General features: G+C 42.2%; 22 protein-coding genes. 3 read left to right on the top strand and 19 right to left on the bottom strand.

The window, feature by feature from the left end; all coding sequences use genetic code 11:
• The first annotated feature begins 222 nt into the window (after positions 1–222).
• The gene (locus MHB37_RS14625) at positions 223–843 is read left to right on the top strand and encodes a TetR/AcrR family transcriptional regulator (RefSeq protein ID WP_076126175.1); all 621 of its coding nucleotides are present in this window, start codon (positions 223–225) and stop codon (positions 841–843) included.
• A 47-nt stretch (positions 844–890) separates the two neighbouring features.
• Entirely contained in the window at positions 891–3,194 is a 2,304-nt protein-coding gene (locus MHB37_RS14620) for an MMPL family transporter (protein WP_076190043.1), read from the top strand.
• A 112-nt stretch (positions 3,195–3,306) separates the two neighbouring features.
• Here the strand turns inward: MHB37_RS14620 and MHB37_RS14615 are convergent, their stop codons facing one another.
• The 6 genes from MHB37_RS14615 to MHB37_RS14590 form a co-directional block, all read right to left on the bottom strand.
• A complete protein-coding gene (locus MHB37_RS14615; protein ID WP_256717158.1) occupies positions 3,307–4,440 on the bottom strand; it encodes a GNAT family N-acetyltransferase in 1,134 nt (377 codons plus the stop codon).
• Positions 4,441–4,477: 37 nt separating this feature from the next.
• Complete coding sequence (locus MHB37_RS14610) at positions 4,478–5,107, bottom strand: hypothetical protein (protein ID WP_076190042.1); 630 nt, start codon at positions 5,105–5,107, stop codon at positions 4,478–4,480.
• 114 nt (positions 5,108–5,221) lie between these two features.
• The gene (locus MHB37_RS14605; RefSeq protein ID WP_076190041.1) at positions 5,222–6,007 is read right to left on the bottom strand and encodes an ABC transporter permease; all 786 of its coding nucleotides are present in this window, start codon (positions 6,005–6,007) and stop codon (positions 5,222–5,224) included.
• A gap of 6 nt (positions 6,008–6,013) precedes the next feature.
• On the bottom strand, positions 6,014–6,763 hold the full coding sequence (locus MHB37_RS14600; protein ID WP_051491475.1) for an ABC-2 family transporter protein: 750 nt from the start codon (positions 6,761–6,763) through the stop codon (positions 6,014–6,016).
• A gap of 127 nt (positions 6,764–6,890) precedes the next feature.
• Positions 6,891–7,946 carry an ATP-binding cassette domain-containing protein gene (locus MHB37_RS14595; protein ID WP_076126169.1) on the bottom strand — a complete coding sequence of 352 codons (1,056 nt, stop codon included), beginning with the start codon at positions 7,944–7,946 and terminating at the stop codon, positions 6,891–6,893.
• 78 nt (positions 7,947–8,024) lie between these two features.
• Positions 8,025–8,807, bottom strand: coding sequence for a GTP cyclohydrolase II (locus MHB37_RS14590; RefSeq protein ID WP_076183786.1), 783 nt, complete (start codon positions 8,805–8,807; stop codon positions 8,025–8,027).
• Between the two features lie 194 nt (positions 8,808–9,001).
• Between MHB37_RS14590 and MHB37_RS14585 the strand changes: the two genes are divergently transcribed.
• Complete coding sequence (locus MHB37_RS14585) at positions 9,002–9,328, top strand: helix-turn-helix domain-containing protein (RefSeq protein ID WP_036686688.1); 327 nt, start codon at positions 9,002–9,004, stop codon at positions 9,326–9,328.
• Positions 9,329–9,405: 77 nt separating this feature from the next.
• Here MHB37_RS14585 and MHB37_RS14580 read toward each other — a convergent pair whose 3' ends face one another.
• The 13 genes from MHB37_RS14580 to MHB37_RS14520 form a co-directional block, all read right to left on the bottom strand.
• Positions 9,406–10,290, bottom strand: a complete 885-nt coding sequence (locus tag MHB37_RS14580; protein WP_076183784.1) for an ABC transporter permease — start codon at positions 10,288–10,290, stop codon at positions 9,406–9,408.
• On the bottom strand, positions 10,287–11,279 hold the full coding sequence (locus MHB37_RS14575; protein ID WP_076126163.1) for an ABC transporter ATP-binding protein: 993 nt from the start codon (positions 11,277–11,279) through the stop codon (positions 10,287–10,289). Before MHB37_RS14575 ends, MHB37_RS14580 begins: the two co-directional genes overlap by 4 nt.
• Complete coding sequence (locus tag MHB37_RS14570) at positions 11,279–12,364, bottom strand: DUF4179 domain-containing protein (protein WP_248548173.1); 1,086 nt, start codon at positions 12,362–12,364, stop codon at positions 11,279–11,281. The genes MHB37_RS14575 and MHB37_RS14570 overlap by 1 nt, the downstream gene beginning before the upstream one ends.
• 46 nt (positions 12,365–12,410) lie before the next feature.
• Positions 12,411–12,929 carry a sigma-70 family RNA polymerase sigma factor gene (locus tag MHB37_RS14565; protein WP_076301889.1) on the bottom strand — a complete coding sequence of 173 codons (519 nt, stop codon included), beginning with the start codon at positions 12,927–12,929 and terminating at the stop codon, positions 12,411–12,413.
• A gap of 119 nt (positions 12,930–13,048) precedes the next feature.
• The gene (locus tag MHB37_RS14560; RefSeq protein ID WP_036686678.1) at positions 13,049–13,366 is read right to left on the bottom strand and encodes a hypothetical protein; all 318 of its coding nucleotides are present in this window, start codon (positions 13,364–13,366) and stop codon (positions 13,049–13,051) included.
• Between the two features lie 143 nt (positions 13,367–13,509).
• Positions 13,510–14,964 carry an N-acetylglucosamine-specific PTS transporter subunit IIBC gene (gene nagE, locus MHB37_RS14555; protein ID WP_036686675.1) on the bottom strand — a complete coding sequence of 485 codons (1,455 nt, stop codon included), beginning with the start codon at positions 14,962–14,964 and terminating at the stop codon, positions 13,510–13,512.
• A 47-nt stretch (positions 14,965–15,011) separates the two neighbouring features.
• Positions 15,012–15,518, bottom strand: coding sequence for a PTS glucose transporter subunit IIA (locus MHB37_RS14550; protein ID WP_076126158.1), 507 nt, complete (start codon positions 15,516–15,518; stop codon positions 15,012–15,014).
• 22 nt (positions 15,519–15,540) lie between these two features.
• Complete coding sequence (locus MHB37_RS14545; RefSeq protein WP_076126156.1) at positions 15,541–16,413, bottom strand: PRD domain-containing protein; 873 nt, start codon at positions 16,411–16,413, stop codon at positions 15,541–15,543.
• 213 nt (positions 16,414–16,626) lie between these two features.
• Positions 16,627–17,010 carry a DivIVA domain-containing protein gene (locus MHB37_RS14540; protein ID WP_036686669.1) on the bottom strand — a complete coding sequence of 128 codons (384 nt, stop codon included), beginning with the start codon at positions 17,008–17,010 and terminating at the stop codon, positions 16,627–16,629.
• Positions 17,011–17,103: 93 nt separating this feature from the next.
• On the bottom strand, positions 17,104–17,463 hold the full coding sequence (locus MHB37_RS14535) for a helix-turn-helix transcriptional regulator (RefSeq protein WP_036686667.1): 360 nt from the start codon (positions 17,461–17,463) through the stop codon (positions 17,104–17,106).
• Positions 17,464–17,685: 222 nt separating this feature from the next.
• Complete coding sequence (locus MHB37_RS14530) at positions 17,686–17,832, bottom strand: hypothetical protein (protein WP_405169529.1); 147 nt, start codon at positions 17,830–17,832, stop codon at positions 17,686–17,688.
• Between the two features lie 503 nt (positions 17,833–18,335).
• Positions 18,336–18,575: a hypothetical protein gene (locus tag MHB37_RS14525; RefSeq protein ID WP_405169528.1), complete on the bottom strand. Its 240-nt coding sequence runs from the start codon at positions 18,573–18,575 to the stop codon at positions 18,336–18,338.
• 409 nt (positions 18,576–18,984) lie between these two features.
• Positions 18,985–19,344 (bottom strand): GNAT family N-acetyltransferase, encoded by a 360-nt coding sequence (locus MHB37_RS14520; RefSeq protein WP_248548169.1) that lies wholly within the window; start codon positions 19,342–19,344, stop codon positions 18,985–18,987.
• Between the last annotated feature and the right edge of the window lie 88 nt (positions 19,345–19,432).

The raw sequence follows: 19,432 nt of genomic DNA, 5'->3' as shown, positions 1-19,432 counted from the left end.
GTAATTATGTACTCTTTTCATCTGTTGATAAAGAGAAATTATTCTATTTTTATTTCCTGTTTTCTGCTGTGAAACTGCCGGGAATTTTCTATAAGCAGATCCCAAAGCGTAAACTTGCCCAATGAGAAAGTTTGCACTTTGGGCAAGTTTACATTAGTATATAGTCATTAATCCTAATCTTCACCACAATAACAGCCATATGGGAGGTGTATACATAAAATTATGATTAAACAAACGTTGAGAGATTTCAAAAAAGAAGCCACTGAAAAAGCGCTAGCTGAAGCGGCATTCGAACTTGCACTTGAACATGGGTTAGACGGTTTTGTTGTTGAAGATATCGTGCAAAAAGCTGGCTACTCCAGAAGAACTTTCGCAAACTATTTCACATGCAAGGAAGAGGCAGTTGCGATGGGAGCAGTTACCGTACGGAACACGAATGAGTATGAAGAATTGCTCACCAAAATTCCTGATAATGCCTCCCTGCTGGATACCTTATATCAACTAATTAAGATGCAACTTACATCTGAGCTTATAGGGAGGTTGCGTGAGCTTTCTTTACTTTCCCGAAAATTCCCAGCTCTCGAGCCCCATTATCTAAGAGCAATACATCTTACGCAAACTGGAGCACAAAAAACATTGTTGCACTTGTCAAATGGTAAGTATGACGAGGTCTATACTTATCTGCTTATAAATTCGGTTTACGGAACTGTACTTCCCTTAATTGACGGAAAACTTAATGTGCTGCTTCCGGGACAAACGACGAGCGACGATCCAAGTCCTGAAACGCTTACGTTCGATCAATTTTTGGAAACTATTTACGGATATTTACGCAACGGATTCTAATAGGCTAACAATCAGTTTTCATCAACGAGGGAGTGTAAAATAGATACATGTCAACATTATTATACAGAGTGGGAAAAACCGCTTATCGCAAACCTGGGTACTTCATTTTAGGTTGGATTTTAATTTTAGGAATTGTCATCTCTATGATCAGCATGAATGGTATTCATATCAGTTCAGAAATGAAGATTGAAGGCACAGAATCGCAAAAGATTTTGGATCAATTAGCAAAAGAACTTCCGGCTGCATCTGGTGGACAAGGAAGTGTCGTGTTCAAAGCACCTGAAAATGAGCGATTGGATACGCCAGAACGTTTGGCAGCGATCACTAAAGGTGTTAATGAGGTTTACGGTATAAACGAAGTGATTAATCCTGCGGATTACGCAGCGGAAGCAAGTAGTTCAACTACTGAAGCAACTCAGGCTGCCAGTATGGATCAGTCTGTAGCAGCCACAGCACCCCTTTCCTATGGTCCTCTGATGGCAGATGGCGTTCCAGTACCTGGAGTTATTCTTTCCGCAGACGGTAGCATTGCATTGTTCCAATTCCAGTTTACTATTGAGCAATCTGCTATCTCTCAAGATATTTTTGATTCTGTAATTGATACCGTCAAGAATGTCGAGAAAGATACTAACATTACTGTACTGCCGGGCGAGACACTTAAATCAGTATCTATCGGTGTAGGATCAGCTGAGATTGTCGGACTTGTCATTGCTGCAATTGTTTTGCTGGTGACGCTTGGCTCTGTCGTTGCAGCAGGTCTGCCCCTTATAACTGCACTGCTTGGAGTCGGCATCGGTGTAGGTGGAGCATTTTCTATTTCCAAATTCATTGAAATGCCTAGTGTCACTTCCGTCTTGGCGCTTATGATTGGATTAGCCGTCGGAATCGATTATGCTCTTTTCATTGTAAATCGCCAACGCCGGATGATTATTGATCAAGGATTAAGCGCACAAGAAGCTGCGGCTAGAGCTATTGGCACATCCGGCAGCGCCGTATTTTTCGCCGGTTTGACGGTTATTATTGCTCTCTGCGGTATGCTTGTAATCGGGCTTACTTTCTTATCAACGATGGCGTTAGTAGCAGCAGCTACCGTCCTCATCAACGTATTTGTTGCCTTAACCCTATTGCCGGCATTGCTCGGATTGGTGGGTGAACGCATCTGTTCGCCTAAAGCTCGCAAGAAAAACAAGGATCATCATAAAACGGGTAACCGCGGTATAGCTGATAGATGGGTTAAATTCGTCATCAAGTATCGTTGGGTCACTATTGTTGCCATCGTCGTGGTACTTGGCGTAGCAGCAACCCCTATAGCCAAAATGGAAATGGGCATTCCCGGAGCTGCCTCAGCGAATTTGGATACGGTAGCAAGACAAAGTTATGATGCTATATCCGAGGGTTTTGGAGAGGGCTTTAACGGACCGCTTATTTTGGTTGCAGAACCAAAGAATTCTTCCAATCCAGTCACTCCGGAGCTCCTAGGAAATCTTGTAAAAGAGCTCCAAGCTCAAAAGAATGTCGCGTTGGTCACTCCTCTGGGCATGACTAAGGATTTGGCTATCTTCAGTCTGATTCCAGAAACGGGTCCTAGCGATATAACAACCAAAAATCTGGTGAATGATTTACGGGCTACGGAATCTAGTATCGCTCAAAGTAATGATGTTAAACTCGGGGTTACCGGATTTACCGCTGTTAACATCGATATGTCGGCCAAACTGGCAGATGTATTTCCCATTTATGTAGGAATCATCATTCTCCTATCGCTCATTATTCTTCTGTTGGTATTTCGTTCGATTATCGTTCCTATCAAAGCTACGATCGGCTTTCTGCTTAGCATACTCGCTACCTTCGGGATCACCACAGCCGTGTTCCAATGGGGCTGGCTCCATTCTCTCTTTGGTTTCGACACCGGTGGCCCATTGCTAAGCTTTATGCCAATCATCGTTACGGGTATCCTATATGGGCTTGCGATGGACTATCAGGTTTTCCTTGTCAGTTCCATGCGTGAATCGTACGTTCATGGTCATGAGGGATCAGAGTCCGTTGTTCATGGATACAACCAGGTGAGTCGTGTCGTAGTAGGTGCTGCTATAATTATGATCTCCGTTTTTGCAGGGTTTATTTTTACGGATGATGTCATGATTAAACAAATCGGCTTTACACTGGCCGTAGGGATCTTAATCGATGCTTTCATTATTCGAATGGGATTAGTTCCTGCTGTAATGTCTATTTTCGGCAACAAAGCTTGGGCACTTCCAAAATGGCTCGACCGTATTCTGCCAAACCTGGATGTCGAAGGCGAGAAACTGATTGCTACACTCAATGCTAAAGACAAGTCTAATTCCATGAAATAGATACAATAATAAACAGCCTGAGTCCTGTATTCCTAGGGGTTCAGGCTGTTTTGTTTCTGTGGTAGGGTTCACTTCCCGCGAAGAGCAGATGGGCAAGGCTCTGGAAATTATCTCATTGAAGATTAAGGATTAAAGCGGGGCGCACACCGTAACAAGCTAAGTTGACATGTCCGTAACTGCGAATACTGCTACGAGTACCTACAAAATACGCACGTGAGGAAATCGCAGGTTGAGTTCTCAGCCACCACCATGAGCAGCCAAACTCTTCATCCTTCTCAAGGATATAATCAGCTTTGACTTTTTTATCATACACATACAATTTACATCCATCGTTCTTTTTCACTTTGGAGAATCCCGTTCCTATCGCCCTACGCTTCGCACGTAAAGTATCTTCTCCAAGTTTAAAGGTGAATTCATTCGCCTCCGAAACACTAAGCAGAAAAATCTTATCTTCCGTGTTTATACTTCCCTCTCCGTTATCTGTGCATTGTGTAGTCTTGATGAGCCTGTGCTCGGAGTCATTAAAAGCGGCATTATAAAACTCATCGTTCAACCACTTTCGCAAATCGGAGTCATGCCATGTAACGTCAACATATTCACCGTGATACCGCCTGCAGTCCAAAATATACTCGCTCAAAATGAACAGTTCTCTACCTGAATTTTGCAGCACCCGCCACTTTATCGGCATTTGGTCTGCTCCGTCCGCCATTTGCGGATAAGCGCCAAAAGTAATTAGTTCGCCGGGTTTCGCCCGCTCATACATGGAAGCAAGATTATCATTTTCATTACAAATCATAATTATAAATTCTGTAGTTCCTTTAACGATTTCAGCTTCCCTGCTAAATCCTAGTTTTTCATACAAGCGTATCGCTCTATCGTTGAACTTCGCCACTGTCAGCCGCTTTGGTTTTTCCTCGCATCTCTCATTAATATAGTTAAGGACTGTTGTGAAAAATAGAGTCCCATTCCCCTGTCCGGTTAACTCAGGCTTCATTCCTAAACCCACATCTATAAAATCCTGAGAATATGTATATTTATCATTTGGAACCTGTGCTGGACTTCCTACACAGAAGAATCCGATCAATTGTTTATCTGCATCAAGTACAGAAAAAAATGCTTCCTCTAGCATTTCACTTATAGCTTCAGGAGTTAGTTCATTATTGTAAAAATCATAGGGTGGATCATATTGCCAGCTTAAAATATCCCAAGCAGCATCAGCATTCAGCTTTTCCACGTAAAGTTCCAATTTCGCATCCCCCTTTGTTTTCAAAATCGATAAGTCCCTAAGAGTCTAGCTCTGCTAACTCCTGAAGGATTGTCTCTACATCACCATCAGGATTTAACGCTTTGATCATCTCTTTTGTAATGGCTGCCCCCTCATAAACTTGTGCAACAACCTCTAAAGGGAGTGTGAGTTCAAAATAACCTTCGGCAAATTCCACAAAATCCTCAGCTGTGCGGAAAATAGTCCCTAGCAAAAAGTCCGAACCATCTTCTACCTCCGCTGGAATCTCTACCTTCCCCTTCTGCCACGTCAAATCATTATTTTCACGCCAAAAACAAAAAGTAACATCATCCTTAGCTATCGCCTCATCTTCCAGTAAAGACAATAGCGAGGTTGGGACCTCTTCATAGATTCCTGGCCAAACTTCATGTTCGTCACGCGCATATGGACTTACTTCGGACTCATGATCAAAACCTTTAATTACCGTTCCTTGAGGTGTAAAAATAATAAACAAATTATCGCCTGAGCCATTATCGATCGATGCTAGAGAAACATTCTTATCAAATTTAGAATCAAAACTATGATAGCGAAGCCATTCCTCTGGACATAAGACAATATTTAGAGAAGCAAGTATTTTCATAAGTTTTTTTAAGTTTTCGGGTGCTGGTAAAATATCTAACACATTCATCTATGATTCCTCCCCATTGTAGATATAAATGATTTTAGCATATTCATGAATTCCGGGTGAAAAAAAAGACTACCCGAAGGTAGCCTTTCCAACTTAACAAAACACTAGCTTAACTTAAGACCCCGCACCTTTATATCTTCGTACGCCATAACTCCAGGCTAACAAACCAATCCCCAGGAATATAGCGCCTACTACAGGTGTCATCAGAGCAAGGCTGGTCATCTCCTCCCGCTGTAGAAAAAGCGCGGCTGGATACACTCCGACGAATGCAAATGGAATGATCCAAGTAAGCAATACCTGTATAGCACGATTGTAAATCGTTACCGGGTACCGGCCATAAGTCTGAATGTTGTACATTAACGGAAGAATGCCGGTAGGAGCATCCGAATAGAAAGACAATGAAGTCAACGTTGTGTAAATCCCCGTATAGATGGCGACCGCACTTAACGTTAGAACGATCAGAGCCGGTATCGTCCACCATTCAAAAGGAAGACCCAGATTGCTGCCACTGATGGCCATAATAATAATACCTATGAATGAGCCCATAAGTGCTGGTGGATCAACATTTTCCAAAAAGATCTGGAACAAATTATGAGCTGGGCGTGTCAAAATACGGTCCATCTCACCTTTAACGATGTAACGTTCACTAAATCCCCATAGATTCACAAAACAACTAAACACCCCAAATGGCACCATAAAGAATCCATAAACGAACACTACTTCATTCTGATTCCAGCCGCCCAGGCTATCTGTGTGCATAAAAATTACGAGAATAAAGATAAAGTTGGTAGCTTGAAAAAGTAAGTCTGAAATGACCTCTACCCAAAAGTCAGCGCGATAGGTGAGCCGGCTCTTCATATAGTTTTTGATATATTCAATTAATAATCCCAGGTAATACATGTTTCCTCAACCTCCCTGCACGAAGAGACGCTGCCGCGCCGCATGATATAACCAGACAATTGGAATCAGCAATACTAGGAACCAAATAATTTGTATCCCTAATACATTCCATATTCCAACCCCTTGCACCCGTCCCGTAAACACTGAACCTGGCAAGTAGGTAATCGCCTGAAACGGCAGCACCTCAAGTACGGAAGATAACCAGTTAGGAAACAGACTGATCGGTACGATTAAGCCGGAGAATAAGTCTACAATCACCCGCTTCATTCGCATCATGCCTTCATTATTTTCTACAAAAAATGCCGAGAGCCCTGTGATGATATTGATCTGTGAATTAATTAAAAAGCTGAAAAAGAGCATCACCAGGAACCCTGCCCAAGCAGATGGCGCTGTTGGCAATTGAACCGGGAACAGCAGCATCGCTATCGCCATGCCGGGAATCATAAATAAAAGGAAGCGGAACATTCCCTCTCCAAGACCTTGCATCATTTTGACTAAGACATAGTTATAGGGCCTTATAAACTGGATAGCGATACTTCCATCACGGATATCCGTAGAGATCTCGCGGTCTAGGTTATTAAAATAAAAGGCTCTAGCCATCCACGACACAGCAACATATGATGTCATTTGCGTTGCAGTAAAGCCACCCAATGAATCCCCATTGCCATAAATGGCCATCCAAGTGAAATAGTTAACCCCAATATTCAGTGAATAGATAAGAATACCTGAGTAGTAGTTAATCCGATAAGCAAGCATGGTAAGAAAACGGATGCGTATAAAATCTAAGTAAGCCCCGAATAGTAATTTACGGCTATTCTCCTGAGGACCGCCAGAAGATGAACTTCCTGAGGAGGAAGACATAGCTGTTGCAGGATTAAGCTTATCAGACATGTAAAGCCTCTCTTTCATCCTTCAGAGCGGCAGCCATTTCATCAGGCTTGTCTGCAGACCCGGATTGATAAATACTGCGAACAATATCGTCCGTATTGGTCTCTATGATTTTGATATCAGTAATGTCTGCTTTTCCCACTACTCTGCCTAATACATCCGATACATTTAGCTCTAGCGGTATCCAGACAGACGCCCCTAAATCGTTCTCCGCAGACCAAGTAACAGGCAATCCCTCAGTCCATAACTCAAGTTGCTGACGTTTCGTTGCATTTCCAAATTGAAATTGAACCTCACGTCCGGTTCCCCAACGCTGCTTCAGGTCTTCCAGTCCTCCGTCATAAATGATACGGCCATCATCAAGCATTATCACTCGGGAGCAAAGCGCCTCAATATCTTGCAGGTCATGTGTAGTCAGCAGTATGGTTGTCCCATGCTCGCGGTTCATATCTTTCAGGAATTCACGGATCTCTGACTTCACCACAATATCTAAGCCAATGGTCGGTTCATCCAGAAATACAATCGATGGATTATGAAGCAATGCTGCCACTAATTCACAACGCATCCGCTGACCTAGACTAAGCTTACGAACCGGACGATTCAGCAGTTCTTGCAGTTGCAGTCGTTCGACCAATTCATCCAGCCGTTTCTTGAAATCTTGTTCAGACACCCGGTAAACCTTGCGCAGGAGCTGGAACGACTCAATCACGCCAATGTCCCACCATAGCTGACTTCGTTGCCCGAATACCACACCGATATTTTTCACGAATTTCTCGCGCTCCAAATACGGAACATACCCACCTACTGTCAGGTTTCCGGAAGTCGGCACGAGAATACCTGTGAGCATTTTGATCGTGGTCGATTTCCCAGCACCGTTCTCGCCGATATATCCACAGATCTCACCTTCAGGAATGGAAAAGGAAATGTCCTTCACCGCAGTCACTTCCGTATATTCCCTTTTAAACAAATCAGCGAAGGCCCCTTTGAGACCCTCGCGGTTTTTTTGTACTTTGAATGTTTTGCGTAAGTCTTGTACTTGAATAGCAGTCATATTGTACCTCACTAAGCTTAGAGTTGGTTCCCAGTACCCCATTATAATAGAAGAAGCGCAAAAGCACTACTTCAATCTTTACTTAGCCAGTCTTTCATTTAGCGAATGGGTGTCCTTCACAGCTTCTAAATGCCCTGAGCGAGCGACTTTAGTCCGCAAATATTTCTCGTTAAAAGAAGATACATCTCCCCATAACGCTACTCTTTTCACGGCATTCATCCCTGCAGCCTTGAGCGCATCCAATTTCTTCGGATTATTCGTAATCAGCGTCACTGGTTTGTGACGTAAAGTTTGCAGAACACTGATTGCCTCTTCGTAGTTTCTTGAATCATCAGCAAATCCCAACTCTAAATTAGCCTCAACTGTATCGTATCCTTCTTCCTGTAAAAGATACGCTAAAGATTTGCTGAACAGGCCAATGCCTCTTCCTTCATGATTCGCGAGATAAAATAATGCCCCAGAGCCATGCTCAACAATCATTTTCATGGATTGATGCAGCTGGAAGCCGCAATCGCAACGTTTACTGCCAAAAATATCGCCAGTATGGCAGATGCTATGCATCCGGATCAATGCATCCTCAGATTCTTCGAAATCGCCATATACCAACACACTGGATTGTTGTCCTTCTGCTAAGTTCATGGATGGCAAACGTGAAATTAAAGCTGCCGTTGCTTTACTGCTATCCTCTTGAAGAAGCTCTGCATCCGTTGTATTCAGCCAGTTGTACCATTTAAAAACAACGGTCTCGCCGTCTAAATTCACCGGTAATGTAATGGGTCCAACCAATATATTTGTGGAATTTGCTAAAGGAATTCGCGTGATTTTATTCTGTAAAATAGAAGTGATTTCTGGTTTAATCATAATTACACCTTCCTCATTGTTCATCAATGCTTAGATAGAGCTAAGCATAAGGATAAAATATTAGTTAAATTATAAGTAACTATTTGTAAGTAAGTTTATCATTGTAATATAACTTCGTCAAGTTATAATATATCTTTAAATATTTATAATTACTTTATGTAAGTTTATGATATAATGAATGTCGAGGTGATATTATGAATGATTTCAACATGTGTCCTCGCTTTGAAAAAGCGGTAGACTTGCTAAGTAAACGTTGGGTCGCGCTTATTGTTTTCGTGCTTATGCCAGGGCCACGCCGTTTTGGTGAAATTGAGAGCTGTCTGTCCAATCTCAGTGGCAAGGTGTTATCTGACCGATTGAAGGAAATGGAAACCGAAGGCATTATAGAGCGAACTGTATATCCTGAAATGCCAGTACGTATTGAGTACTCTCTGACTCCAAAAGGCACAGCGCTTGCTCCTATACTTGGTGAAATTGGAAACTGGTCTACCGAATGGATTGAGCTTGGTATTAAGAAATGATTCCCGCTACACAACACAAAGAGCCCTAATTGTCCCGATCATGAGACAAGAGGGCTCTTTTTGGATTAACATCCCCTTTATAAGTCTTTTCGCTCGAAGCGAAGTAGACCTATAACAAAAGCTAACAGGGTATATCCAATCGCATAAAAAATAAACATATTTGACGGAACCGTATTAAAATCCAGCAATCCATTCATGCTGCCGAACAACCCCATCATTCCACTCATTTCATTAGCGCTGAACAGGACGGCGGTCATTTTCCGCTGTAAACCATCCACTGGCATAAGCAGTGCCATCATTCCTGACAGATTATTTAATGTGTCAAGGACATCGGGTTCTAATCTCAGCGATCCTCCGATCTTATCAATCATCCCGCCTAACCAGCCAGCTCCATATAACATTGTCATAAAGACACCATTCCCCACTGCTGAGAAGAATCCAGAACCCAGCATAGAAATCGTAATTAGCAAAGGTACTACAGAGGAGAATAACAAAAATGATTTCAATAGGACTACGGCATCTCTAGGAACGGTGGCATGGATCTCAGTAATCCATAAAATAGAAATAAATAAAATCAGGGCATAACCGATCCCAAGCGTCACATATCCAAGCCAGCGACCTGTATACCATTTCCACCGCGGCAGCGGTCTTGGCAGTAAAGCCTGCATAACCCCTTGTTCCGCTTCACCTGCAATAGCTGAGAAGGAACTGAAGATCGCCAAAAAGGCGAGTACAAAAGCGCCAAAAAAGAAGCCAAGTGATAATATAAAAGCACCATTTGTAAAATTAGCTAAGAGATGCTCGCCACTGCTAATATCTGTTCTGTTCGGTATTCCGCTTTGTCCGATCGTATTTGCCACAAACCAAAACCCTATAAGAAAGACAATGGTCATAAGCAATGTTAATACCATTACTCGTTTACGCAGCAATTCCTTCCAGGTCATTCCTATGATTATTCTCATTCGTGTTCACCTCTGTGACTTAGGCCGGATACAGCACTCATAAACCAGTCTTCCAGACGTTCTCGCTTCCGTGAGACTTCATATAAGGTCATGCCCTGTTCAATAATTAACGTGTTCAGCCAGCCTACTTGCTCCTCATTCTCCAATTCCGCTTCCAGCCAAACTGTGCTACTCTCCAATGTAGCTGGGAATGAAGCTCCTTTTTCAGATTGAGCTCCGATATCCGCTGAAACTTTGATCTGAAGTTCAGTACTATCCTGTAACCAAGACAACAAAATAGGCGTAAAACCGCCCACTTTAAAATGCCAGCTTGTTCGCTTATTTAAGATCTCAGATACTTTCCCATGCCGCAGTATAACTCCGTTATTCAGCAGTGCCATACGGTCGCAGATGAGTTCAACATCCTCCAGTAGATGAGAGTTAAGAAATATTGTAACTCCCTTCTCTTTTAGCCTCTGCAAAATATTCCGAACTTCCTGACGTCCAATCGGGTCTAGCGCCGATGAGGGCTCATCCAGAAAAACGATGGCCGGATTGTTTACAAGAGCGCAAGCAAGCCCTAATCTCTGCTGCATCCCTTTGGAATAATGTTTCACACGATCCCGTCCACGGTTTCCAATTCCAACTTCCGCTAGAAGCTCTGGAATTCTTTTGTCGGCTACAGATCGATCTACACGGCACAGCTTGGCATGCAGTCTTACTACTTCTTCCCCCGTAAGCCATTCTTGATAGCGATATAATTCCGGTAAATATCCGATTTGGGACTTGGCTTCAAGTGAACCGATCTTATGACCAAATAGAGTAGCACTACCATTCGATGGACGAATGAGACCTACCAACATTTTGACAAAGGTACTTTTCCCCGCACCATTAGGGCCGAGGAAGCCAAAGGCTTCCCCTTTCCCAACAGTAATCGTTACATCACGGCAACCACGTCCGTTATCATATTCTTTGGTCAAAGACTTCGCTTCTATTGCAGCAGCCGTCATTATTCAATCAACTCCCCTAGCTTCTCTAAGAATACAGCTTTATCTGTATACACGCTTCCTCCGTTGAAATCAAACAGTTGTCCGTTCTGTACCCAAACGGCCGAGTACACAATCCCTTGACTATATTCATTCTGATTCAGTAGAACCGTTGTATCTTTAATCTTTATTTGATCGGTATTCAGGCCTTTTACCAGTGGCAGAGGAATTTCACCCGATAAAATGCGGCTCTGCTTTAAGCTGGATTTCAGATAATCTGGCAGCAATGGAAAATCGATTATAGCTTCCAAAGCTTCATCAACCTTTATAGTTGGATCTACCGTAATTAAAGGAGTCTTCGTCTGTGTAAGATTAGCCCATTTATCATTATCTATCGAAAGATCATAATTCACGATCTCCGAAAGATCTAATTTAATTTCTTTCCCATCTATGGCTTCTGGAAGAAGCTGTTTTGCACCCAATCTTTTCATTGCTTTATTAACTGCTTCAATATTAAGCTTCAAGGTTATTTCTTGTGAATTGGTTATATATGCGCTCTTCACATTCTCGAGCAAAGTTCCGCTTGGAAGTGTAAAACCTAGAGTCTCTTCCACCTGATCTAGCGGAATAATCCCTTTATTTGAACCAAAGGAACTTGTAAACACACCAAATTTGTTCATAGCTTCATTCATGGATTGACTTTCATTTACCTGATAAAAAATATCCCGGATATCATTTTCATTCACAACTGTAACTTCTTCCATCCGAAATTGATTCAGCAGCGATGCCATAGCCGTATTTCCTACTGGAGTTCCAAGTATAACCGCAAAGATCGCGGCACCTGCCACTGCTACTCCCCATTTGCGCCGACGATTCATGCGAGGACGCTTGGATCGGATATTAGCTTTTGGATTGTCATCCGTAGATTGAGGCTGGTCTATATGTGGATCTGTTTTGTCATCATCTTTCATACCATCCACAGACAACTGCTGACTCCACACAGACCATTTGGGACTTGCAGGCTCAGACGCTAACTTGTTTTGCAATTTGGCCCAGGCTTCATCTGTATGTTGTTTATTATGATCTTGATTTAGCGGTTGTTTAGTCATTAGTAATCCCTCCTAAATAATTTGGAGCTTCGCTTATCTCGTTTTATTATTCCGTCTGAGACAGTGATTTTGCTGCATTTTGTCTTAACCTCTGGGTCGCACGGTGCAGTAATGTCCCTACTACGGGAGGTCTTAGACCAAGCTCGCCTGCTATTTCCGCATAACTGTAACCAGAGTATCTAAGCAGAAGCGCTTGTCTATCCCTGTCAGGCAGCTCGTTCAACCATTCATGAACATCCTCCTGATCCAGCTTACTGATTAAGACTTCCTCTCCTGAAGGAGGTGATTCCCTCACTTCGTATAACTGTTCTTGTTTATTTTGCAGCCGCCGTTCCCTTGCTTTTTTGTCCAGATAATCATATCCAATACGAGTAAGGACTCTATGAAGCCAGGCACCCAGCGCTGCTGGATCATCTGGGGGGTTACGATACAATCTCAGAAAAACTTCTTGTGCCAAATCATCTGCTGCCGACTCATCACGAACCAAAGCGGTCAGCTTACGTCTGACAATAGGATAATGTTCATAGAATATTGCTTTAAAAATTTCAGATTCCGGAATTTCCATCTTGTAAATCCTCCTTATCAGCTGCAGCTATAAGTAAGACGACTATCAATGTATTTTTGTATCAAGATTACGTAAAAAAAGACAGCCCCTAAATTAATAAGGAAACTGTCTTCTAGTGTTTACCTAATTCGAATGTAACGATTAAGAATCTTTTTAGATAAAATACTCCGTTCCAGCCTAAGCTCCCAGAGCTGCTCTTTCCACTGAAACTGTTGCTCTGAATGTTCATTCTCCCGTAACTTCTCAAACAGCTTCATGATCATTATGTTAATGGCATCAAACCTTGACCAAAGTTCTATTACACTTTCTTCTTGTATCTGAGGACTTTCCGCTGCTGCACTAAGATTCTTTAAGCGCTCAATGATGTCAGCCTGCCACTGCCCATCTTTAATCGCCTTGGCGTAATTTAAAAGATCCAAATAATCATCGACTGACATGTGTACCGACTCCTTTGCTTACTTATACCAAGTATTATACTAGGCATTATCTATAAAGCAACCCTTTATCTCTGGACACAGCAAAAAAACAGGACTGGTATGAGAACCAGCCCTGTTTAATGATTTCAACATGATCAATTTAGTTATAAAAGCTTTTGAATATCATCTTTAATTTGCTCTGATTTTGGACCAAATACGATCTGCACAGCCCCTTGACCCAGTCTCATAACACCGGAAGCTCCGAGCTGTTTCAATGCGGAATCTTTAACGGCTTTTTCGTCATTAACAATCAGACGAAGGCGTGTGATACATGCATCGATATTGCGGATGTTCGATGGACCGCCGATGTTCTCAAGAATTTGAGCAGCTTTAGAAGACGATGAAGGCGTTCCATTACCTCCAGGTGGTGCTAACAGACTTTCTTCATCATCATCTTCACGTCCAGGTGTTTTTAGCTTGAACAATGAGATAATAAAGCGGAATAGTACATAATACAAGACGAAGAATCCAAGACCCACAGGAATAAGTATCCATGCATTAGTAGACAGTTTCAGGTTTACAAGATAATCGATCAAACCTGCGGAGAAACCAAAACCAAGCTTAACATCTAAAATGTACATCAAGGCCATGGAGAATCCTGTTAATAAAGCATGAACTCCGTACAAGAGTGGTGCTACGAACATAAAGGAGAACTCAAGTGGTTCAGTGATCCCTGTTAAGAAAGAAGCAATGGCAGAACCGATGAAGATGGAAGCAACCATTTTACGTTTTTCCGGTTTAGCTGTATGAATAAATGCAAGTGCTGCCCCTGGAAGCGCAAACATCATAATTGGGAAGAATCCAGTCATAAACATCCCAGCAGTTTTATCTCCAGCGAAGAAGCGGTACAAGTCACCATGCACCAGTTCACCAGCTGCATTCGTAAAATCACCAATTTGGAACCAAGCAATCGTATTAAGCACGTGGTGAAGACCGAACGGAATCAGCAAGCGGTTAGCTGTACCGAAGATGAATGCTCCAACAGCCCCCAGTGACACAACCCAGTTCCCGAAGTCACTAATAACATCTTGTATCGGACTCCAGATCATACCCACAAATACAGCAAGAACCATCATAGAAGCTGCCGTAATGATTGGGACAAAACGTTTACCTGCAAAAAATCCGAGCCAATCAGGCATTTTTATATTGTGATATCTCTTGTATAAGAACGCTGCCCAAGCACCGGCAAAAATACCACCAAGCACACCCATGTTCAATACAACATCATCATTGATGAAAGAGAATTGAAGCGGTACGATAAGCAGAATCTTAGTCAGTACCATGTAAGAAATTACTGCTGACAAAGCTGCTACGGCGTCACCGGCAAATCCAATGGCAACCCCTACCGCGAAGATTAAGGCTAGGTTACCGAAGATCGCATTCGCTCCGGCGTTTAGAAATGGAGCAAAGTATTGATTCAGAAATCCACCAATGGTCGCTCCTAGCGGAATATCTTTTTCGTAGTTAAGCAAACCAAACCCTTGAAGAATAGCTGCCGCCGGCATGGTTGCAACAGGAAGCATTAACGACTTACCTAGTTTTTGTAGAAAAGCCAACATTTAAAATCATCCTTTCGGTTCAATAGTAGTAGTGCTCTATAAACCATTTACTTTGAAGCCACGGTAAGAATCAGATCCTGTCCTGCTGTAACCTGACCATAATGTCCGCTTACTTGAGGTGGATTCTCCTCTGTACTGGTCACGATTACAGGCGAAATTGTGTCACAACCTGCCGCGCGAATTACGTCCAGATCAAATTCGATTAGGGTTTGACCTGCTTTTACTTGATCTCCAGAGGTTATATGACTGACAAAACCGTTGCCCTTGAGGCTGACAGTATCGATTCCGATATGTAATAGCAATTGCATACCGGAGGAATGTTCCAGAATGACTGCATGACTCGATTTCACGATATGAGCAACCCTACCGTCAAAAGGCGCTTTCAAAATTCCTTCAGATGGTTTTATTGCAATTCCGTTACCCATATGACCGCCAGCAAAGGTTTCATCCGGAACCTGTGCTAGTGGAACTGACTCCCCGCTGATTGGTGCCATGATTTCGATGGTATGTTCAGTATGTTTCTCTTCTTTTTTTGATTTCCATTTGGAAAACATATGCTCCACTCCTCTTAAGATGTTAATTTGATTTCACTAAGGTCTGAAATAACCGGTGCAAATGCATGGCTAGAAAACATAGTTCTTCTTCCGGAATTTCGACCTCAAGCGATCTTTGCATTACTTTACCGAGCTTTTTAGCCAGCTTGTATTCCTCTTTGTATTCTTTCTTAATATGTTTCACAAAGGGATTATCTATTAGTGATCCTTTTAAAATACGTTCCAGCGAAAAACGCAAGTGGATCATTAATCGGATATGATTCATACTGCCGTGCTCAAAAGTTATCTTTCGTTCTTGCTGAATCATGTCTAGAAGCTCATTGACAATATTAGAGGCCTTGACTAACTGACCAACCGATACATTATTGACGGCTGAATACACATGATAAGTAAGAAATCCAATCTCATCTTCGGGGATTTGCACTTGAAATTCAGCATTGATTTTCTCCGATGCCTTGTAAGCGATCTCAAATTCCTTCGGAAATGACATTTTGGTTTCTTGCAAAAACGGATTAATAATATCCATCCCGTTGCGCAGACGGTAGATGGTGAACTGTATGTGGCTCGGGAGTGCCAGATAAATCTTGTCGTTTAACTTGTCAGGAAATTGACTTTGGATATCTGCAATTATCTCATCAGTTATTTTCATTACCTTAGGATCTATATCTTCCAGCAAAACTTGATATTGGCTCCAGGCTTCGCGATCTTCTAGACGAAACAATTTTTCAATCCGAGCATCATTTCCTTCGATCACACCAGAACCCTTCACTGCAAATCCAATACCTTTGCCAATGATGACATATTCCTTCCCGTTTTTGCTTCCCTGAACCATTACAACGTTATTCCCAATTACACGCTGTACTTGAAATTGCTCGATCTCTCGCGACAAGCTCATCACTCCTCTCCCTAATTATCGTCAAATTGGAACAAAAAAAGCCAAGAATTGTCTAATGGAAATAAAGACAATTCTTGGCTCATGCCCTTAACGGTAACACGCCACTAAAATATAAATGATCATTTATGAACATATCATAATTCATGAACTGCTAACTCGTCAATGGTAAATTTAGAAATGTCAAGCGGAGCTCCCATTATCCCAAACAGCGCCTTATAAAAACTCTTCCACGCGAGGAAGCTTATCTTTAAGCTGGCGGACGTTAGTTTCAAGCCTCAGAATAACCTCTTCCAATTCTTTTGGATCAATGCCTCGGGAAACAGGAACCTGGATAACCTCTGTTTTTGTTTCTGCCTTTAATTCCCGCATTTCCAGCTGCTGCTCTTGCCATTTATCCATCAGATCAGCTATCGTCGCATAGAAACGTTCGTAATCTTTGATTACGCTGTCCAGAAATGTATCTACTTCCTCCGCATCGTAGCCACGCAGCTTCATGCTGAATTCTTTTTCATGTATGGTTAGAGCGTCTAATGTGATGCCAAGTTGACTGAACAGCTTCCGCTGTTTGTCTAACCGGCGTTTCATATGTTCATCCATCTTTTGCTACCTCCAAGTATATACTGCAATCATCCGGCAGTAACCATTATAACAGGGTGAGAGCATCCTGAAAATATTACTATAGTTGCAGTTCTAATAGTTGTCCACAACAGCTTTATTCAAAATGCCTAAGCAGCGGTCAAGATCCGTCTTTACCTGCTTTTTATATAATTTTGCTTTTTCTTCACCATCTGAGGTGAAATGGTAAAGTACGATTTCTTGAAAATCCACTTTAGGGTCATTGCCTTTCAGCTGCTTGGTACGATATAAAATCCCTTGCTGCACCAGCTCATGCAGGGCGCGATAGATTTCACTCTGTGGAGGGGAATAACCATGGGCTTTGAAATCCCGACGTAAATCCTCCAGCATTTGATATCCGTAACCGCGGTGTTGTTCTACCATTGTTATAAGATACACTTTGATAAACGCTCGTTGAGCAATCATAAACGCCATATAAACCCTCCTCATGTTGTAAATGTTGTTGGCTAATCTTTCCTTCTATTACTCTAGTATAAGCACTATTTTCCAACTTTCACAACCTGAAATTTGGTAGAGGGTTCACTTATTACGTTGTTTATAGAGATTTGGTGGGATATAGGATGATTTATGTGGATGTGGGTAGGGAGAGCTTAGTTTTTTTGTGGTTTACTATTGTGAATTTTTCATATGGTGAAATTATGGAATAAATAATTGTGCATCGTTGATTTCGTAGAATGATCCTCGTAGAATTAGGTCCACATGCTTCTGCACGATACAAACTCTATCTGGATCAATATACTTCAGTACGATACAAACTCCATCTGGACCCATATGCTTCTGCATGATCCTCGTCCCATTCTTTGTTTGGTTTGATCAATTTTGCTCGTTCGAGCTACTATCGGACCCCATTGACTCTATTCGCTGCTTTTCCCCACTTTTGCTGTGCTATCGGACCCTATGGGCGCTATTAGCATAAAAAGTAACATTTATACAGCTATTCTTGGGGAATAGCTGCACTGGTGTCCGAAACTACTCTGAAAAAGCTTAATATTTGCAAATAGCGTCTTCTCGGTCCGAAAGTTTCTGCGCGAAATAAACTCCATCTGAGCCCACATACTTCTGCGCAAACAAAACTCTATCTGAATCCACATGCTTCAGCACGCTCCCCTCCCATTCTTTGTTTAGTTTGTTCAAGTTTGCTCGTTCGAGTTGCTATCGGACCCCGTTGACTCTATTCGCTGCTTTTCCCCACTTTTGCTGTGCTATCGGACCCCATGGGCGCTATTGGCATAAAAAGTAACATTTATACAGCTATCCTTGGGGAATAGCTGCACTGGTGTCCGAAACTACTCTGAAAAAGCTAAATATTTGCAAATAGCGTCTTCTGGGTCCGAAAGTTTCTGCGCGAAATAAACTCCATCTGAATCCACAGGTTTCTGCACGAAATCAACTCTATCTGAGCCCACATACTTCTGCGCAAACCAAACTCCATCTGGATCAATATACTTCAGCACGATACAAACTACATCTGAACCCGCATGCTTCTGCACGATACAAACTCCATCTGGACCCACATGCTTCAGCACGCTCCCCTCCCATTCTTTGTTTAGTTTGTTCAAGTTTGCTCGTTCGAGCTACTATCGGACCCCATTGACTCTATTCGCTGCTTTTCCCCACTTTTGGTGTGTTATCGGACCCCATGGACGCTATTGGCATAAAAAGTAACATATATACAGCTATTCTTGGGGAATAGCTGCACTAGAGTCCGATACTACTCTGAAAAAGCGAAAAATATGCAAATAACGTCTTCTGGGTCCGCACGCTTCAATAGAACATCAATTCGAAAAGCAAAACGCAAAAAAGCGATCCTCCAGTTATTGAAGAATCGCTTTTTAGGTAACTAATAAGTTCCACTTTGCCAAGTTCATTTTCTAAACGTCCTTCTCAGCTATAATCCCTGCGCCACTCCGCTTTCCAAGTAACCTCTCCTAAGCACTATTTCATAGCGTTTTTCTCCACAAATTCATTCTTCGTCAATCCAAACAACAGTAAGTCTAAATACTGTCCATTTGTATAAATAACTTTACGGCGCACGCCTTCTTGAACACAACCCACTTTTCTAAGCATAGCTGCTGAGGGTTCGTTACCTTCGAGCGTACATTCGTTAAACTTGTTGAGTCTAAGCTCCAAAAAAGCACACTTCAACAGGATGTTGATAGCTCTTGTCCCATACCCCTTACCTCGATGGTCTCTATCCACTTGCACGCCTATACTGAACGTACCATTTTTCTCGTCTATGCTATTAAGATTTACTCCACCCACATATTCACCATTCAGATTTTCGATCGTAAACATCAGTCGCTGTGATGAGAATTCTGCAAATGTGAACAGATCTTAGTCTTATTTTCTCATCCTGCCAAAAATAATGACTGTAATCTATCTC

This window comes from Paenibacillus sp. FSL H3-0286, from assembly GCF_045040705.1.
GTDB classification, from domain to species: Bacteria; Bacillota; Bacilli; order Paenibacillales; family Paenibacillaceae; genus Paenibacillus_AQ; species Paenibacillus_AQ odorifer.
This window is presented reverse-complemented; position numbering and strand designations above follow the sequence as displayed.

Coding starts and splice junctions, on each gene's coding strand:
- MHB37_RS14625 (WP_076126175.1), top strand. CDS start 223: ATGATTAAACAAACGTTGAGAGATTTCAAAAAAGAAGCCACTGAAAAA.
- MHB37_RS14620 (WP_076190043.1), top strand. CDS start 891: ATGTCAACATTATTATACAGAGTGGGAAAAACCGCTTATCGCAAACCT.
- MHB37_RS14610 (WP_076190042.1), bottom strand. CDS start 5,107: ATGAATGTGTTAGATATTTTACCAGCACCCGAAAACTTAAAAAAACTT.
- MHB37_RS14605 (WP_076190041.1), bottom strand. CDS start 6,007: ATGTATTACCTGGGATTATTAATTGAATATATCAAAAACTATATGAAG.
- MHB37_RS14600 (WP_051491475.1), bottom strand. CDS start 6,763: ATGCTTGCTTATCGGATTAACTACTACTCAGGTATTCTTATCTATTCA.
- MHB37_RS14595 (WP_076126169.1), bottom strand. CDS start 7,946: ATGACTGCTATTCAAGTACAAGACTTACGCAAAACATTCAAAGTACAA.
- MHB37_RS14590 (WP_076183786.1), bottom strand. CDS start 8,807: ATGATTAAACCAGAAATCACTTCTATTTTACAGAATAAAATCACGCGA.
- MHB37_RS14585 (WP_036686688.1), top strand. CDS start 9,002: ATGAATGATTTCAACATGTGTCCTCGCTTTGAAAAAGCGGTAGACTTG.
- MHB37_RS14580 (WP_076183784.1), bottom strand. CDS start 10,290: ATGAGAATAATCATAGGAATGACCTGGAAGGAATTGCTGCGTAAACGA.
- MHB37_RS14575 (WP_076126163.1), bottom strand. CDS start 11,279: ATGACGGCTGCTGCAATAGAAGCGAAGTCTTTGACCAAAGAATATGAT.
- MHB37_RS14570 (WP_248548173.1), bottom strand. CDS start 12,364: ATGACTAAACAACCGCTAAATCAAGATCATAATAAACAACATACAGAT.
- MHB37_RS14565 (WP_076301889.1), bottom strand. CDS start 12,929: ATGGAAATTCCGGAATCTGAAATTTTTAAAGCAATATTCTATGAACAT.
- MHB37_RS14560 (WP_036686678.1), bottom strand. CDS start 13,366: ATGTCAGTCGATGATTATTTGGATCTTTTAAATTACGCCAAGGCGATT.
- nagE (WP_036686675.1), bottom strand. CDS start 14,964: ATGTTGGCTTTTCTACAAAAACTAGGTAAGTCGTTAATGCTTCCTGTT.
- MHB37_RS14550 (WP_076126158.1), bottom strand. CDS start 15,518: ATGTTTTCCAAATGGAAATCAAAAAAAGAAGAGAAACATACTGAACAT.
- MHB37_RS14545 (WP_076126156.1), bottom strand. CDS start 16,413: ATGAGCTTGTCGCGAGAGATCGAGCAATTTCAAGTACAGCGTGTAATT.
- MHB37_RS14540 (WP_036686669.1), bottom strand. CDS start 17,010: ATGGATGAACATATGAAACGCCGGTTAGACAAACAGCGGAAGCTGTTC.
- MHB37_RS14535 (WP_036686667.1), bottom strand. CDS start 17,463: ATGGCGTTTATGATTGCTCAACGAGCGTTTATCAAAGTGTATCTTATA.
- MHB37_RS14530 (WP_405169529.1), bottom strand. CDS start 17,832: ATGCAGAAGCATATGGGTCCAGATGGAGTTTGTATCGTACTGAAGTAT.
- MHB37_RS14520 (WP_248548169.1), bottom strand. CDS start 19,344: ATGTTTACGATCGAAAATCTGAATGGTGAATATGTGGGTGGAGTAAAT.